The sequence below is a fragment of the Porphyromonas sp. COT-108 OH1349 genome, assembly GCF_000768755.1.
GTDB classification, from domain to species: domain Bacteria; phylum Bacteroidota; class Bacteroidia; order Bacteroidales; family Porphyromonadaceae; genus Porphyromonas_A; species Porphyromonas_A canoris.
Genome location: NZ_JRAH01000013.1, coordinates 117777 through 135141 on the forward strand (window position 1 = coordinate 117777; position 17365 = coordinate 135141).

The following is a 17365-nucleotide window of genomic DNA, read 5'->3' on the forward strand; positions in this document are numbered from 1 at the left end:
AATATATTATCTGTTACTTGTTGCTACCATTCTTGATCTCGTCAAGCTCTTTTCGCAGAGCCTCTACCTCTTTGGATAGAGCGAAGAGCTGCTTGTCCATTTCCGGGAGTCTTCCGTAGACTGCATGTGCACGCATCGCTTTCTTTATGGGAAAAGCGGGAGAGCCGAAGTAGGTAACGCCCTCCTCCTTAATATCCGAAATCACTCCGGTGCGTGCGGCAATGGTTACCTTTTGAGCCGTCTGCATGTGTCCGGTAAGCCCCGATTGTCCTCCGATCATATTCCATGCGCCTATCTTTGTAGAGCCTGCGATGCCCACCTGAGCGGCTATGACCGTATGTTCATTGACCACTACGTTGTGAGCGATCTGTACAAGATTGTCTATCTTGACACCTCTCTCCACAATGGTAGATCCCATCACCGCTCTGTCTATGCAGGCACAAGCTCCCACCTCTACATCGTCTCCTATCAGGACATTGCCCATTTGAGGTATTTTGCGATAGCCCTCTTCGGAGGGAGCAAACCCGAAACCGTCTGCCCCGATCACTGCACAAGAGTGGATGACACAGCGTTCGCCCACCTTGCATTCGGCGGAGACAACGGCAGAAGGATACACAATGGTTTCCGCTCCGATCTCTGCATTCTCACCTATAAATACGAATGGAAATATCTTGACACCCGGATGCAGTATCGCTCCTTTGCTGATATAAGCGGCATGACCGATGTAAACATCTTTGGGAAGAGTGACGGACGGATCCACAAAAGCGGTCGAAGCCACTCCGCTCTCTTTTTCTTTGAGCTTTTCTGCAAACTCCATCAGTTTGGCAAGAGACTCATAAGGATTCTCCACCCGGATCAGGGTAGAAGGTATGGCTCTTTCCGGCTTGAATTCATTGGATACAAGCACGGCTGTCGCCTTGGTTTCATAGATGTATTGTTCGTACTTGGGATTGGCAAGGAAAGTGAGACTGCCGGGTGAGGCATCCTCTATCTTTCCAAACTGAGATACGACGGCTTCTTCGTTGCCCTCGACCGTTCCTCCCAGATATGCGGCTATTTCTTTTATCTTTACTTTCATGATTATCGTGGATAATGGACACGGCTTACAGCTCTGCCTCTTTTAGGCGTTCTGTATTTTCAGCCACTATCAGCGCATCGAGCATCTCCTGTATCTCTCCTCCCATAAAAGCGGAGAGGTTGTACATGGTTAGATTTATTCTGTGGTCTGTGATGCGTCCTTGCGGATAGTTGTATGTCCTGATCTTAGCACTTCTGTCTCCTGTGGAGACCATTGTTTTCCGTTTGCCGGCTATTTCGTCCAGATATTTCTGATGCTCCAGGTTGTAGATCCGAGTCCGAAGTTCTGCCAGTGCTTTCGCTTTGTTTTTAAGCTGGGATCTCTCGTCCTGACTCTGCACGACTATTCCTGTGGGGATGTGTACCAGTCTCACGGCGGAGTAAGTGGTATTGACACTCTGACCGCCCGCTCCGGAAGAACAGAATGTGTCTATTCTGATATCGCTCTCTTTCACTTCGACGTCAAACTCGTCCGCTTCCGGTAATACCGCCACCGTGGCAGCCGAAGTGTGTACACGCCCTTGGGTCTCTGTCTGAGGCACGCGTTGCACACGATGTACACCCGACTCATACTTCAGAGTACCATACACATCCGCTCCGGTTACCGTGAATACGATCTCTTTGAAACCTCCCAAAGTACCTTCGTTCATACCGGTAACCTCTGTCCGCCACCCTTTCGACTCGCAATACTTAACGTACATCTTATAAAGATCGGCAGCGAATAGGGCGGCTTCATCACCCCCTGTTCCTGCTCGTATCTCCACTATTGCGTCCTTGGCATCTTCGGGGTCGGCAGGAACCAACAGCAGCTTGATCTCATCCTCCAATACCGGCAGGGCATCTTGAGCAGTGGCTATCTCCTCCTTTATGAGAGCCACCATGTCGGGGTCGCTTTCCGTTTGCAGCATCTCCCGTCCCTCTTCTATCGTTTTCACGGCAAGGGTGTACTCATCGCCTTTAGCCAGTATCCGCTCCAGCTCCTTGTATTCTCGTGTGAGCTTTTCAAAGCGTTTTCTGTCTGCGATGACGTCCGGGTCTGTAATCAGAAGGGATACCTCTTCAAATCTGGCGTGCAGTACGCTTATCTTGTCTACTATGCTTATCTGCTCAGCCATTTATTCGTATTTGAATACCCCGAAAGGCGTGTGCAGTACAACCTCTTTCTTCCCTTCTCCCTCCATTACTCTGCCGACGACCTGAGCCTCCACACCGAACTTGCGGGATATGGCAATGATTTCGGGTGCAACCTCTTCCGGCACATAAAGTTCCATACGATGTCCCATGTTGAACACCTTGTACAGCTCTTTCGGCTCTGTCCGTCCCGAGCTGTAAATGAGGTTGAAGAGTGTCGGTATCGGGAACAGATTATCTTTCTCTACCTTTAGATTTTCCACAAAGTGCAGTACTTTCGTCTGAGCACCACCGCTGCAATGGATCATGCCATGTATCTTCTCTCTGTGGTGCTTGAGTACCTCTGCAATGATGGGAGCGTATGTCCTTGTGGGGGAGAGTACGAGACGTCCGGCATCCAAAGGTACTCCGTCGACCATGTCTGTGAGTCTCTTTGTTCCGCAATAAACGACCTCGTTCGGAAGATCATGGTCGTAAGTCTCCGGATAGCTCTGCTTCACTTGTGGTCCGAAGACATCGTGGCGAGCGGATGTCAGTCCGTTGCTGCCCATCCCTCCATTGTAAGACTGCTCGTAGGTCGCTTGTCCGGACGATGCCAATCCCACTATCACATCGCCGGGACGGATGCTGGCATTGTCTATGACGTTCTTGCGAGGCATACGGCAGGTTACCGTGCTGTCCACTATGATTGTACGCACGAGGTCGCCTACATCGGCAGTCTCTCCGCCGGTAGAGTATATGCCCACGCCCAAAGCGCGCATCTCTTCGAGAAACTCCTCTGTACCGTTTATGATGGCAGAGATCACTTCTCCCGGAACTTTGAGTCTGTTCCTGCCGATAGTAGATGAGAGCAGGATGTTATCCACGGCACCCACGCAGAGCAGATCGTCCAGATTCATCACCACAGCATCTATGGCGACACCTTTCCATACGGAGAGGTCGCCCGTCTCTTTCCAGTAAGCGTACGCCAGAGAGCTTTTGGTGCCTGCTCCGTCTGCGTGCATGATATTGCAGTATTCGGGATCGCCTCCGAGTATATCGGGGATAATCTTACAGAAAGCCTTTGGGTATAGACCTTTATCTACGTTCTTGATTGCGTTGTGAACATCCTCTTTGGAGGCGGATACACCTCGCAAATCATAGTTGTTTGTAGTCATCTGTTGTCTTAGAGTATCATTAACATTCTCTTTACCGTTCTAATCTCTGATGTATCATGCAGATACAGAACAGGTACAAGATTCATTGCTACACAAAACTATGAAAAAAAAAGGATATGACCTACCAAACCCTTTTCTTATGGCTTTTGACCGGATGTGGCAATGGTGATAACGCTTCCGAGGGGTGAACTTTTATATAAAAATGAATCCGCGAAAATCTTCGCTTTTTGCTCCTCTCCAAACTCCATTTTGGGGACTGAAGCGGAGAGTTTGTCTGTAATTATTTAGAATAGAGATAGATATAAATCAGCTCGAATTTGGAGAAAAAATTTTCTCAATGCATTTCATGGGCGTTTTTCGCGTTAATTAGTGTGAATTTTAACGCCCACACCTGTAAACATTTCCTAATAAAGAAATCTGCCCTTTTAGGTGCATTTTAATGCGAAAATACTTAGTTATTTGATATTGAGGGTTTTAATGTTTTTGACTAAACACTTTAATCGAATCCGGTAAACGTATTAAATGAAATCGCTAAACGTGTTCATTGAAAAATTAAATACGTTAAGCCGAAAGAATATGCTCGTTTAGCGTTTTGGCTTAACGAGTATCGGAAATTGTGTTAATAAAACGGGGCGAATTTAACAGTTTGGTCGTGCTCTGAAAACGACCCCTCCGATCAAAATAGAGAGACCGAAAAAAGTGAGCATTTTTCGGGATGGAATATATAAAAATGAGATTTTGGAAAGGGAGAAATCTCTCTCTTTTTTTCTTCTCAACAGCTCAAAAAGAAAGCAAGTGCACGGCTTTCGTTTCGCCATGCACTTGCTTTTTATTTGAAATATCTCTTTCCTGAAACGGGTATGACAGGAAAGGAGCTTATTCCGTGTCTGTTATCAATATTCTGCAGGAGTTTCCGCAGAAGCCTTCCAGCCCGGATTTTGATACAGGTTGCTCTCCTCTGCATTACCGGTAGGTGATGCCAAGCTCAACTCTTGATAAGAGAATGGAGAGAGGTAGTGCGCCTGATAGAAGGTGTAGCCATTGAATACATCGTTGTTTGCCTTGATCTTTTGGTATGGGCGGATGTATTTGCTCAACTCCTTAGAAGAGAGATTGGAAGCAGAAGAGCCGTCGGCAATGATGAGAGAGTTGCCATCGGTACCATAGAATCTTGGGTAAGTATGGATCTTGTCCCAGAAGTTTACACCCTCTATATGGTAATCTTTTACCTGGTCCATAGCTCTCCAGCGTGCAAGGTCCGCGGCTCTCATACCCTCTCCTGCAAATTCGGAGCGGCGCTCTCTGCGGATGCTGTAAAGAACCGGGTCGATAGCCACACCGGCTGAGAATGCTCCCCAGTCGTAAGACTCTCTGTTCGTATTCGCTTCGTAAACCATATCGGTGGCTCCTGTTGTTACTTCTATTGCCACTGTTATACCTGCACGTCTGCGGAGCGCATCCCAGTAGTTTCTTGCGTTGCCGTCTATCACTTTGTTCTTTTCGTAAGATGCCTCTATGTAGTTGAGGTATGCCTCTGCCACACGGAAGATGATAGTACCGGAAACGTCGTGCATCTCGGAGTTGAGGTGCATACGTTTGTCGTAGTTGTAAAGCTTGCGCTGACGATAGCCGGTAACGTCTCTCGACTCGTCATTCGCAATAATGTTTGCAACATTGAACATTACGATAGGATCTTCATTGGTGTAAAGCACATTGCTTTCTCCGAACAAGAAGAGCTGCAGACGTTCGTCACGATCTTTCTTTACAAGATCGACAGTCTCGTCTGTCTTTGTGTATCCGGAGTTTTGAGCATAGATAGGAAGACCGTTCTTCATCAAGAAAGATTCTACCAAAGCGCGTGTCCAACCGGAAGAAGAGCCTACTGCAAGCTTGTGAGAGGTCAAGTGTACAAGGTTTTTCTCCTTGCTGTACTGTCTCCAAAGCAAGATTTCAGGGAACTTTGAAAGGTCTTCATCTGCAAACATTTCGTAGTAGTTGTTCCATCCATGGTGCTGACCCTTTACCGGATCCATCACTCCGCTGTTCTCTGTAAGAGTAGGGAATGCATCGGCAACAGCTTTGGCGGCAGTCATCGCTTCATTCAAGAAGAACTCTACCTCCCCTGCAATGTTGAAGCTTTTACCCTTGTTCCACTCTTTGTCTCTACCCGGCCATGTAGGATCTCCCGGTACGCGTCCGGAGCCTTGGTGGTACTTTTCGAATGTACCCTCGAAAAGAGCTACACGAGACTTGAACAATAGAGCTACATTTCTGGAAATGCGTTGGTTCATAGGAGTTTTATCCTTCAACATAGAGATGGCTTTGTCCAAGTCCGAAAGGATAAAGCGAGCCACTTCGTTACGAGGCATACGCTTGGATGCTTCGATGAGAGTAGCTCTGTCATCGGACAAAGCTTTCTTTATGATAGGGAAGTCGCCATAAGTTTGCAACTTGTCGAAGTAGAGCGCAGCACGGATAAAGTAAGCTTCACCAATATAGTGGTCGATGTCTGCTTTAGATCCGCTGATCGCTTTCTGCTCCAACTTCTCGGTAACATTCTCAAGAAACCAGTTGACGTTTCTTATTGCCTCGAAGCCGATACCGCCTTCTGAAGGCACTTTCCATACATCTTTTGTGAACCAGGCTCTGTTCGGATTTACACCGGCTTGGTTGTCTGTGCCGTTATCTCTTGCTGCAACACCGGCATTCCAACCTCCTGTTGTAGGGAAGACAGCGGGATAGTAGTTGAACGTAAAGCTTCCAAGCTGTTCCGCATTGGTATAAAAGCTATCCGGGCCTACTTGATCCAGCGGTTCTCTATCCAGCAAATCACATCCTACCAAAGAGAAGGATAGAGCTCCTATAAGAGCTATTTTACTAAATATATTTTTCATTGTGATCGTTCTTTTACGGATTAGAAATTAACATTTACACCAAAAGACCATGTGCGTTGAAGCGGATAAAGCTTACCCGGTCCCCAGTCGCCACCGATGGCTTCGGGGTCAAAGATCTTAGTCATCTTAGTGAAGGTAACAAGATTGTCCACAGATGTGTACACACGTACTCTGGAGAGTCCGACCTTTTTTATCCATGATTGAGGAAGAGAGTAACCTATCTGCATATTCTTGATACGCATATAAGCTGCACTCTTAAGATATCTGGTTTGTCTTTGCATATTTTTACCACCCTTTCCGAATAGAGGTCTTGGGTAGTATGCATCAAGATTAGCTCCGAGAGGGTCGCCTTCAGGACGGAAGAAGTCCCAGTGTTCTACGAATCCTACACTCTGCCATTTACCATGACTTGTAGCACCAACAGAGTATGGAGAGCCGTCCCACCAGTCTCTTTTACCTACACCTTGAAGGAAGATGGAGAAGTCGATACCCTTCCATTCAGCATCTGCATTGATACCGAACTTGTATCTCGGAGTGGCGTTACCGATGACAGAAAGGTCGCCATGGTTGTCCAATGTATAGTTTCCATAGTTTACGGTGCCGTCACCATTGAGGTCTTTATACATGATGTCTCCGGCAGCCCATTGTGTACCCATCGGTTGCTTGCTGTGTGCAAGGTGATCGTTCATCTCCTGATCTGTCTTGGCTATGCCGATAGTAGTATAACCCCAGATCTCTCCGGCTTTCTTACCTGAATAATGGTCGCTAAGAGAGTTGGTCGGGTTGCTGTATCTGAGAATCTCTTGTTGGTCATCGCTGAGAACGAGTTTGAGACCGTAATCCAAACCTCTCCATTGATCTCTCCAGCGAACTTCCAAGTCCCAACCATAAGATCTCATGTCCGTGTTGTTGATCTTAGGAGGAGCCACACCAAGTATTGATGGAAGCTTCTCCGGATTAGAAACCATATCATAGGTTGTTCTGTTGAAGAAGTCGAAGCTACCTTGAAGTCTGTTGTTAAGAAGAGAGAAGTCAAGTGCAATGTTCCAAGACTCTACACGTTCCCAAGTGAGTGAAGAGGAAACGATGCCCGGAGCATTGGAGGTATTTACTCTTTCTCCGTTGAGAAGCCATCCGGAGTTTGCAACACCCTGTGGCTGTGCAAGGAACCAAGGATATAGCGCTTGGATGTTGGTGTTACCCAAAGCACCCCAAGAGCCTCTTACCTTTAAGAGAGGAACGATATGCTTGATAGGTTCCCAGAAGCTTTCGTTGGAAAGATTCCAACCCACTGCAAATGTTGGGAATGTTCCCCATCTCTTGTCTCCGATGAAGCGAGAAGAACCATCTCTACGAACAGATGCTTCAAAAAGATATTTGTCGTCGAATATATAGTTGATACGACCGAAGAATCCCATTGTAGCCCAATGGCTGTAACCGCCATAGAATGTAGGCTTGTCGTGTGTCGCAGTATTTACGGTAGGAACAAGAGGAGTGATAAGATCTTTTTTATTACCTCCGAGATTTCTTGTATTGCTGATCTCTATATCGAGACCTCCGAGCATTTTTACGTCATGCTTGCCAAACTTTTCGGAATACTCTGTGAAGTAACGACCGTTGAAGTAACTGCTCTTCCATGCAGATTCCGAAACACGGGTCTGTCCTTCGTCTCCACCTTCGCGAGATGTAGGATGAGGGTTGCCGTCCTTGTCGTATCTGAAGATAGGAAGAACATCCCAGTGGTTGTTGTTATAAGTGGTATTGTAGTTGTTTTCCAACTTAATGGTCCAGCCTTCCACCGGCTTTACAAGGAACGTAATCTGTTGGTTGGAGAAGTCCTTTTGGTTGATGTCCTTACCTCCATCTCTCATTTGGATGGTTTCCTGACCTGAAATAAGGTGTCCGTTCGGGTCTGTAACCGCATTCACAGGCCAACGGCGTGCGATGTTGTGGAAGAACAGACCGGTCATGTAGCTTGGACGAGAGTAGTCTTCACGAATCCAACGGTTGTTATAGGTAATATTGAACCAAGGAGTGATTTCAGCCGAGAACTTTCCGGATACATTGTAACGGTTGAATTTGTCTTGCCCATAACGGATAAGACCTTCTTGATCCAAGAATGCTCCACTGATGTAGTAGTTTAGCTTGGATGTGCCACCCGAAAACGAAACATTGTGTTCTTGTGAAGGCGCATTTGAGCGGTAGTTTTCCTTAAACCAGTTGGTATTTGCCCAGTTTCCTTCATCGTACATTGCCCATTCGCCTTTGGCAGCATTCCACATGGTACCGAATCTGACCTTTTCGTTATTCGGGTCTTGCTTGTAGAGACGAATCTTTTCGAGTACGTCGTTAGGGAAGACGATACCTTCACCTGCATTTGCTCCTGCACGGTTGAAGTAGTTTGCAAACATTTCAGAGTCCATCATTGTAGGGATCTGTGTTGCTGTATTGAAGCGCATATTTCCGTTGTAGGAGAATCTGCTCTTGCCCTCTTTACCACTCTTTGTGGTGATAAGAATAACACCGAATGCCGCACGAGAACCATAGATGGCACTGGAAGCCGCATCCTTCAATACTGAGATGCTTTCGATGTCATTGGCTGCAAGAGTATTCATGTCTCCTTCTGCTCCGTCGATAAGTACTAATGGGCTGGAGTATGATCCTTCGCCTATGGTTCCGCTACCACGGATGTTCATGCTCAATCTACTGTTGAGAGCTCCTCCGGAGTTTGTAACGCTGAAGTTCAATCCCGGGACAACCCCTTGAAGTGCTTGAGCCACGTTCTGAACAGGTCGAGTTTGAAGCTGCTTTGAATCCACATTGGAAACTGCTCCGGTAAGATTAACTTTCTTTTGTGTACCATAGCCCACGACAACAACCTCTTCCAACTGTGAAGTCAAAGGTTTAAGTGCGATCTTGAGAGTAGTTTGGCTACCTACGGTAATGCGCACTGTTTCGTATCCCATGAAAGATACTTCCAAGACATCTGTCGGGGTAAGACCATTGATGGTAAATCTTCCCTTTTCGTCTGTACGTGCTCCTTTACCTCTTTGGGTTGTAACGCGAACCGCAACAACAGGCACGGGATTGCCTTTTTCATCTACAACAGTACCGGAAACACTTTTTGTGTCTTGCTGCTGAGTGGTAGTAGTGTTCGAGTCGGCTGCCGTAGCTGTCGGGCTCAGTGCTGTCATGAGACCTGCCAGTAGTACCCCTGCCATTGTTCGATAGGGGAGTCTGATGCTTAGATCTCTGCCTTTAGAAAAATTTCTCTTTTTCATAATTACATATCTAAATAGTATATTCCTGTTCTTTTTGTGGATATGGTAACTAAAAAAATATTTATATGGTAGTGCAAATGTATGTATTTTTTAGGATATCAGAGGTTTGTTCGGCTTATTTCTTCATATTTATTTTTTTATCAGAAAGAGTGTTTATCTCTTTTTGCTCTTCTATCCTTGTGTCTGTGCCATCTTTATTTGAGTAGTCAAAAGAGTTCCTCTTTTTTTTATAGAGATTTTATCGAAAATAATATTGTTTCTTTTGAGAAGAGATTAAAAGAGAGATGTAAAGTTGTGTCTTGTGCTTCTTCTTTATACATTTGTCATGCACTGCCTTGTAAAACAACCGACACAATCGGCTTGTATGGCAAGGTGATATTTTAAGAAGGCATATCATATTTGTGCTTTCTATGTATAACCCTAAGGAGAGAAGGTTTGAGTAGAACAAAAAGAAGCTTTAAGCGTTTTTTCCTCTAAAAAACAGAAATACCAATGAAAAAGAAACTTTTAGCACTGTTACTTTTAGCCGGAGGGCTATTTACTGCAAACGCGCAAAACATTCGTCCGAGAATAGAAGTGGGAGGCGTAATGTCCATAGTGGAGTTCAAAGCCAGTTCTGTTGATCTGAACTCTAAAGTAAAGATGGGCTACCGGGTATCCGGTGCAGCGGAAATCGGATTGGGTGGTGGTTTGTACATTGCTCCGGGTCTTACTTTTAAGTCTCAAGGAGGAAACTATGATCTGAATAGCTTTAGAAAGATTTTTGGTCTTGGTCCTTTGAGCGGAGATAATGCCAAAGCCAACAGAGCACACCTCAACTACCACTATCTTTCTGTTCCTCTTAATCTCGGATTTCGTGCAGAGTTGAGTCCGACATTAGGTTTCTCCGCTGAGGTCGGTCCTTATTTTGCTTATGCTCTCAGCGGTAAAGGTGTTTATGGAGACTCTGACATGGATCTGTTTTCAATGCCGGAGTCTGTAAAAAAGTCATTGGAATTTAAGAGATTTGATGCCGGTATTAACGCTTCTGTGGCTGTGGACTTTTCAAGAGCTGTTTTCCGCATAGGTACCGAGTATGGTCTTACCAATAATGTTAAGGTGCAGTCCCTTTTGGGAGACCTTTTGGGTGTTGGTTCATCTTCCACATTGAAGAATTTTAATGCTTATGCTTCCATAGGATTCAGATTCTAAAAGGTCAGACATAAAGACTTTCATAGGGGCGGAAGGGGGATACTCTTTCCGCCTTTTCTTTTTTTGATTTGGTGCATGAGATAATGGGGTATCGTTGTATTTGTTTTGACCTTTAAGTACCCGGATGAGAAATACTACTTTCGGAGAAAGGTTAAACAAATATTTGTATTTCGCAATTATTATTTTTATTTTCGTGCAGTGAGGTTCTGCAAAGCATTTGTACGCTTGCCGAACTTCAAGAGATGTAATAACCTATTTCTAACTTATTAAAAACTTATGAGATGAATAGAAGTATTTTCTTCTGGTTATTGCCGGTATTTATTCTTTTTACGGCATGTTCGGATTTGAGTGATCTAAGAAAAAGATTAGACGAACACGAAGTCCGGCTGAAAAATCTTGAGACTTTAATGACAACGACCAATTCCGACATCAAGGCGATGAAGGAGTTGTTGGATGCTCAAAACAAAAAGATAGGAATAGTATCCTATACAGAGCTTGCGGACAAGAGCGGCTACGAACTCGTTATGAGTGATGGATCTAAGATTGTAATAAAGAACGGAAGTGCGGTTGGAGTGAAAACCGATACCGATGGTCAGCTCTACTGGACTTTGAATGGCGACTTTATGCGTGATGCCGATGGTAATAAAATAAAAGCCTCAGGTATAGCACCAAAATTGAGAGTGAATGGAAATGGATTGTGGGAAGTGAGCGTTGACGATGGTAAAACTTGGCAACTCGTTCTTGGTGCAGACGGAAAACCGGTAAAGGCTACCGGGCAGGATCTCTCCGAAGTATTGAAGATTACCGAAACAGACGAATCCGTCATCATCGAATATAACGGACACAAGTTTATTATTCCTAAGAAACCTGCCATAGTGGAGGTGAAAGAGATCATTCTAGATCCGGTTCAGAAGCAACTTAAAGTTGGAGAACGCTTCAAGATAAGAGCGACTATCAAACCGGCAGAGGCTGCTTCTACACTGATAGTCTGGCAATCTTCTAACGAAACTTTGGCAACAGTGGATAATGAAGGTAACGTAACGGCTTTGGCTAAAGGTGCTGTTAAGATCATAGCAATAGCAGGAGGTAAGAAAGCAGAGTGCAATGTGGTTATTATTGAAGGAGCTGCTCCCATAACCGGAGACGAAGAGATGAATCCTCTTATCCCGATGTCTTACATGTCGAAATTCTATCTGAACAAAACGGGAACCGATTTTCTTACAGATCTGAGTAATAATACCGATATCGGTTTCTTCTCTTGGTTCAGACTTATGGGAGTAAAAGATTCTAACGGAAACGTAGAGGGGAAATCGATATTAGGAGATAATCCTTCATTGGGAGATCAATATGCTGTGCCCACAAAGGATGAAATGCTTACGGTATTTCCGGCAGCTATGCAGGTGTTGCTTCTTAACTCAACATTCGGTCCTGTTGAGAAAAACGAAGATATTACTTTGGATGGCACCAAGAGTACTTATCGTTGTTACTATCAGGGTGTAGGCAACGGTATCTCGTATGCAGTACGTCTTGAGGGTAACGGCAGCAAATATAGAGCCGCGTACAGGTATGTTTTGAAACAGGAAAAAAGTGCCTTCTTTACCTATACAGTTACGATTCGTCACTTGGGAGATGATACCACAGTGTTGGCTGATGTCGCCAAAGAAGAGTATTGGGCAACCAATAAAGAAAAGGATATCTCTAGAACATTCATCACCACTGGTTTTTATATGAATTGTAATGAGCACGGAGAAGGAGTAGGAGGGATAGTTCTAAATAGGCGTACAAGTGTTTTCTGGAATGCGGATACGTACGAGAAGTACGCCTCTTATGCTTACCGCTTTATGTTTGATGTGGAGTTCAACTATTCTCGTATTCACACGATGGAGAAGAAGTCAGCCCTGCCAGTCCGATTGATGAGAAAAAAATAAGAGAGTCATCTTTGGGAAGATAAATCTTTGTGGAACAGAGAGCCGAAACATTGGGTTAGTTTCTCCGTTCCTATTCTACTCAAAACAAGAATCAGAAAAGGGCGAGACGGAATAATTTCCGTCTCGCCCTTTATATTTTTTGCTCTGTTTGGTAGGGATGTCTTATTTCAAGCCCAACTTTGCTCTAATTTCTTTAGGTATAGCGTTCTTGTGCACAACAATATTCATCGTCTTTCCGGCAACAAATGCTTCTGAGGCATACCAGATTCCTTTGTACTTTCCGGTCTCTCCCCAAGAGTTTTTAACCATGAAGAAAAGCTTTCCTGTTTGGTCTTTAGCAATACCATAAATAACCATACCGTGGTCGTCTGTTGTGGTCTTGTTGTCGTATCCTTCTTGACGATATTCTTGTGTAACCTTGATCTCGGGAGTATTGATGTGTGTTACAAGATCACGGATCATTTCATTCCTTTGATTTGGAGTGGCTCCAACCCAACGTGCTTGGTCTGAACCGGAGTTTTCTGCACTTTCAACATCTACAAGAAGAGCATATCCGTCTCGAGTAAAGCCCGGTTCGCTAACGTCCGAACCCCATGCTATCGCATAACCGGTATTGATAGCATTCTTCATTGTGGCCATCAACTCCTCTAACGGAAGGTTGTAGCTGCTGGAGTGACGCCAATTGTCCGCAATCTCCATCACGAATGAAGAGTAGAACGGAACATGGGTGTATGAAGTGAGAGAAACATAGTTGTCTGCATCCAAACCGATACTTTCTGCGAAAGATTTTGGTGTGTACTTCTTGCCATTGTAAGAAAACTCGGTAGGAAGTTCGCCCAAGTAAGCATCTATGATGCTGTCGAATGCACGCTTCCAAGCTGTGGAAAGCTTCTTGTTAGGGTTCTTTTCAATTCCTTTAAGGAAGCCCACTGCTCCGGCTTCGAGTTCGCTGTGTGCGTGGATAGTGGTTCCATAGTTGAGACCGGGCATTATGGTGCTTGGAACAGCTCCGTAATGCTTGAGAACATAAAGCACATCGTAGAACGAACCACCTTGAGCAAAGTTGATGTGTCCGTCTGTACGAATATATTTCACAGCCTTATCTTTGTAGCTGTGGCTTACAACAAACATTTCGCTTAAATCAACAGGTTGTTTACCCATTCTCAACATTTCGGCTTCCCAAAATCCTATACCGGAGAAAGACCAGCAGGTACCGCTTCTGGACTGATTCTTTACCTGTGTGATCTTGAGCTCTTTCACAGGGGTGAATACATAAGCCTCTTTTTTCTTAACATCTGTAGATGCCTCTTGTGCATGCAGTGAAAATACACCGCAGATCAGAGCAAGAGAAAGAAATAATCTTTTCATTTCTGTTTTTGTTATTAGTATATAGGTTATTGAACATTCGCAGCCAAAGATAGACAAACTTTTGCTATTGCGGCTTCTTGCCTTTCGTAGTGGCAAGCATACCGCATGCGGCAAAGATATCCTCCCCTCGTGATCTTCTAGTAGTGCATCTGACTCCTTTAGAGTTGAGATAGTCCTCAAAACTTTGTACTCTTACCGGAGAAGGCGAACGAAGATCCACGCCTGGGATAGAGTGATACTTAATAAGATTTATCCTGCAATCGGGAAGCAGAGGCTTGAGTATGCGGATAAGAGCTTCCGCATGGCGAAGATCATCATTGAGACCATCGAAGACAATGTACTCGAACGACAGCCGGCGCTGCCCTGAAAAGTCGAACTTTTGAAGCGTTGCTATGACCTCCTCTATCGGGAAAGCTTTCTCCACAGGCATTAAAGCAGCTCGCTCTTCCGGGTATGGGGAGTGAATGCTTATGGCTACCTGACACTGTTGCTCCTGTAATAGTTTTAGCAGCCCATCTCTCGACCCTATGGTGCTTACAGTAATTCGCTTCGGACTCCATGCCAAGCCCCATGGGGCAGTTAGTATTTCTAAGGTTTTTGATACTTCATCATAGTTATCCAAAGGCTCTCCCATGCCCATGAACACGATATTTGTCAGCTTCTCTATATGAGGACAGGAGAGAAACTGATTGATGATTTCTGCCGCAGAGAGGTTAAATAAAAAGCCCATCTTGCCGGTATGGCAAAATGAGCAATTCATTTTACAGCCTATTTGGCTGGATATACATAGTGTTGCGCGATCGGATTCGGGGATATAGACGGTCTCTATCTCTCGCAAGCCTTTTTTTGTATCTACTGAAAAGAGATATTTCTCCGTGCCGTCCTTAGAACGTTGTGTGGTAATGGGAACATGGCGTCCAATGGTATAATTCTCGGAAAGCTGTTGTCGAAAAGAGATGGGCAGGTTGCTCATCTCTTCGATCTCTGTTACTTTGTGTACGTAAAGCCACTCCGCAATCTGCTTTGCCCTGAACTTGGGTTGGTTATGACTTTTTACCAAAGCTTCAAGCTCTTTCAGCGTATGACCTATAAGTGTTTTCATGATTGGTCTATTGTTATTTTCAGCAGAGAATAAAGTCTATCTGTTTTCTCTCGAAGTTTACCCTGTCAACCTCTATCTCTACGCTGTCTCCCAGTTTGAAGACTCTGCCGTACTGCCTTCCAATCAAACAAAAGTTCTTTTCATCGTAAACATAGAAGTCATCTGTAAGAGAGTGTATGGGCACTAAACCCTCACAACCATTGGATTTGATTTCTACAAAGAATCCGAAATCTGTAACGCTTATTATCATGCCCTCGAATCTTTCTCCGATCTTATCGGACATGTATTCTACCTGTTTGAGTTTGATGGATGCACGTTCTGCTTGAGATGCCAACTGCTCTTGATCCGAACAGTGGCGGGCTTGCGACTCTAATATGCCGGGGCTGTCCAACTCCTGTTCATGTTCGTATGCCCAAAGGTATCGGTGTACCAAAACATCCGGGTATCTTCTGATGGGAGATGTAAAGTGAGTATAGAAAGGAAATCCTAATCCATAGTGTCCGATATTATCTGTCGTATATATTGCCTTGGACATTGTTCGCAATACTATTGTTTCCAACATATTTTGCTCCGGTTTGCCTCGAAAAGCCACAAGCATTTCGTTGAGCGCCTTTGATATGTGCTCTTTGTTGCCGTCCAATTTGAGTACATACTTAAGCTTCATCATAAATTTGGAAAGGTCTTGCAGCTTTGCCTCATTGGGCAAGTCATGGATACGATAGATAAAAGCTCTCTTGGGATGACCCTTCAAATGTTTTTCGGTTACATGTTGGGCGATGGTTCTATTGGCGAGAAGCATAAATTCTTCAATGAGCTGGTGAGCCTCATTGCTCTCTTTTGTGTAAACATCGGTCGGCTTACCTTGATCGTCAAGAATGAATTTAATCTCTTGCCTTTCAAAGTTGATAGCCCCGGCTTCAAATCTTCTGCTTCTGATTTTTTGAGCAATTTCGCTAAGATGGATGATGGATTGCCTTACCTCTTCGGCCGGATCTCCTTCCCCTTTGATTATTTCATACGCCTGCTCGTAAGTCAGACGTGCATCGCTGTGTATGATGCTTTTTGCGATTTTGTAGTTCACCACTTCCGCTTTATCGTTGAGCTCGAATATTACGGAGTAGGCAGGACGATCCACATTGGGCTTGAGAGAACACAAATCGTTGCAAAGACGCTCCGGCAACATCGGTATCGTACGATCCACCAAATAAATACTCGTCGCTCTTTTTTGAGCTTCAATATCTATCGGATCGCCGGGCTTCACATAGAAAGAAACGTCTGCGATATGAACTCCGACACTGACGTTGCCGTTCTCAAGTCGTTCATAGGAGATTGCATCATCAAAATCTTTGGCATCTATCGGGTCTATTGTAAAGGTGGTAAGATGTCTTAGATCTTCCCTTGTCGAATGCTCTTTTTCGGACAGCCCTTCAGGAAGCTCGTTTGCCAACTGTTCCAGCTCTTCCGGATATTTATAAGGAAGTCCAAACTCCGCCAATATTGCGTGCATCTGGGTATCATTATCTTCCGGTCGTCCAAGTACATCTATTATCTCCCCGACAGGATTCTTGTCTTCCTGTCTCCATTCTATTACTCGAACCAATACCATATCTCCATCCTTTGCATCATTTGTGTGCTTGTCCGGGATGAAGATATCGTTCTGAATCTTATTGCCTTCCGGGATTACAAAGCCCACTTTTGCTCCGAGAGGCTTTTGTAATACCCCCACGTAATTCCCTTGTGCACGTTCCAAGATTTCTACTACTCGAGCAGCTCTGTTATTGCTATGGGAAAAAGTTTTAGGCAGAACCTCTATACGCACCCGGTCTCCATTGAGGGCGTTGCGAGTATCTCTGTTGTCTATTAAGAATATTTCATCGTTCTCTACAGCTTTTGCCGTATGTCTTCCATTGGCACGAGCTATGAATATTGCATCATACCGGTCTCCTTTATAATTGAGACGATAGCGATGATTCCCTATGGCATTGATACTCTCTTCTTTTCTGAGTTCATTAAGAGCTTGCTGTATGAAAATTCTTCCATTCCCTACGTTAAGACGAAGGTTTGAAGCGAGTTGTTTGGGATTGAATGTTTTGGTAGGATTGGAATAGAGATGCTTTAGAACGGCATCTTTTATTGTAGAATATGTTGCGTTTTTACTTCTTATAGATCCTCTTGAGGCTCTACTCTTTTTATTTTGTCTTGTCATCTTTCAAAGATCTTATTGAGTCTTTTTTCC

Annotated in this window: 10 protein-coding genes; 2 read left to right on the forward strand and 8 right to left on the reverse strand. The window is 44.6% G+C overall.

What is annotated here, in order from left to right; genetic code table 11:
* Positions 1–13 precede the first annotated feature (13 nt).
* From lpxD to JT26_RS02520, 5 genes are all read right to left on the reverse strand, one after another.
* Entirely contained in the window at positions 14–1078 is a 1065-nt protein-coding gene (gene lpxD, locus JT26_RS02500; protein WP_036845713.1) for a UDP-3-O-(3-hydroxymyristoyl)glucosamine N-acyltransferase, read from the reverse strand.
* A gap of 25 nt (positions 1079–1103) precedes the next feature.
* Positions 1104–2192, reverse strand: a complete 1089-nt coding sequence (gene prfA / locus JT26_RS02505) for a peptide chain release factor 1 (RefSeq protein ID WP_036845715.1) — start codon at positions 2190–2192, stop codon at positions 1104–1106.
* Positions 2193–3365 carry an AIR synthase related protein gene (locus JT26_RS02510; protein WP_036845717.1) on the reverse strand — a complete coding sequence of 391 codons (1173 nt, stop codon included), beginning with the start codon at positions 3363–3365 and terminating at the stop codon, positions 2193–2195.
* Positions 3366–4258: 893 nt separating this feature from the next.
* Positions 4259–6259 (reverse strand): RagB/SusD family nutrient uptake outer membrane protein, encoded by a 2001-nt coding sequence (locus JT26_RS02515; RefSeq protein WP_036845719.1) that lies wholly within the window; start codon positions 6257–6259, stop codon positions 4259–4261.
* A gap of 20 nt (positions 6260–6279) precedes the next feature.
* On the reverse strand, positions 6280–9540 hold the full coding sequence (locus JT26_RS02520; RefSeq protein ID WP_052110302.1) for a TonB-dependent receptor: 3261 nt from the start codon (positions 9538–9540) through the stop codon (positions 6280–6282).
* A 492-nt stretch (positions 9541–10032) separates the two neighbouring features.
* Between JT26_RS02520 and JT26_RS02525 the strand changes: the two genes are divergently transcribed.
* A complete protein-coding gene (locus JT26_RS02525) occupies positions 10033–10731 on the forward strand; it encodes a porin family protein (protein WP_036791615.1) in 699 nt (232 codons plus the stop codon).
* A gap of 281 nt (positions 10732–11012) precedes the next feature.
* A complete protein-coding gene (locus tag JT26_RS02530; protein WP_081966360.1) occupies positions 11013–12659 on the forward strand; it encodes a PL29 family lyase N-terminal domain-containing protein in 1647 nt (548 codons plus the stop codon).
* A gap of 162 nt (positions 12660–12821) precedes the next feature.
* On the opposite strand, the gene JT26_RS02535 is transcribed toward JT26_RS02530, so the two are convergent.
* The 3 genes from JT26_RS02535 to rnr all read right to left on the reverse strand — a co-directional run bounded on the left by JT26_RS02535 (position 12822) and on the right by rnr (position 17335).
* A complete protein-coding gene (locus JT26_RS02535) occupies positions 12822–14027 on the reverse strand; it encodes an aminopeptidase C (RefSeq protein ID WP_036791622.1) in 1206 nt (401 codons plus the stop codon).
* Positions 14028–14091: 64 nt separating this feature from the next.
* Positions 14092–15129: a 23S rRNA (adenine(2503)-C(2))-methyltransferase RlmN gene (rlmN, locus tag JT26_RS02540; RefSeq protein WP_036845723.1), complete on the reverse strand. Its 1038-nt coding sequence runs from the start codon at positions 15127–15129 to the stop codon at positions 14092–14094.
* A 19-nt stretch (positions 15130–15148) separates the two neighbouring features.
* On the reverse strand, positions 15149–17335 hold the full coding sequence (gene rnr, locus JT26_RS02545) for a ribonuclease R (RefSeq protein WP_052110303.1): 2187 nt from the start codon (positions 17333–17335) through the stop codon (positions 15149–15151).
* Positions 17336–17365: the final 30 nt, after the last annotated feature.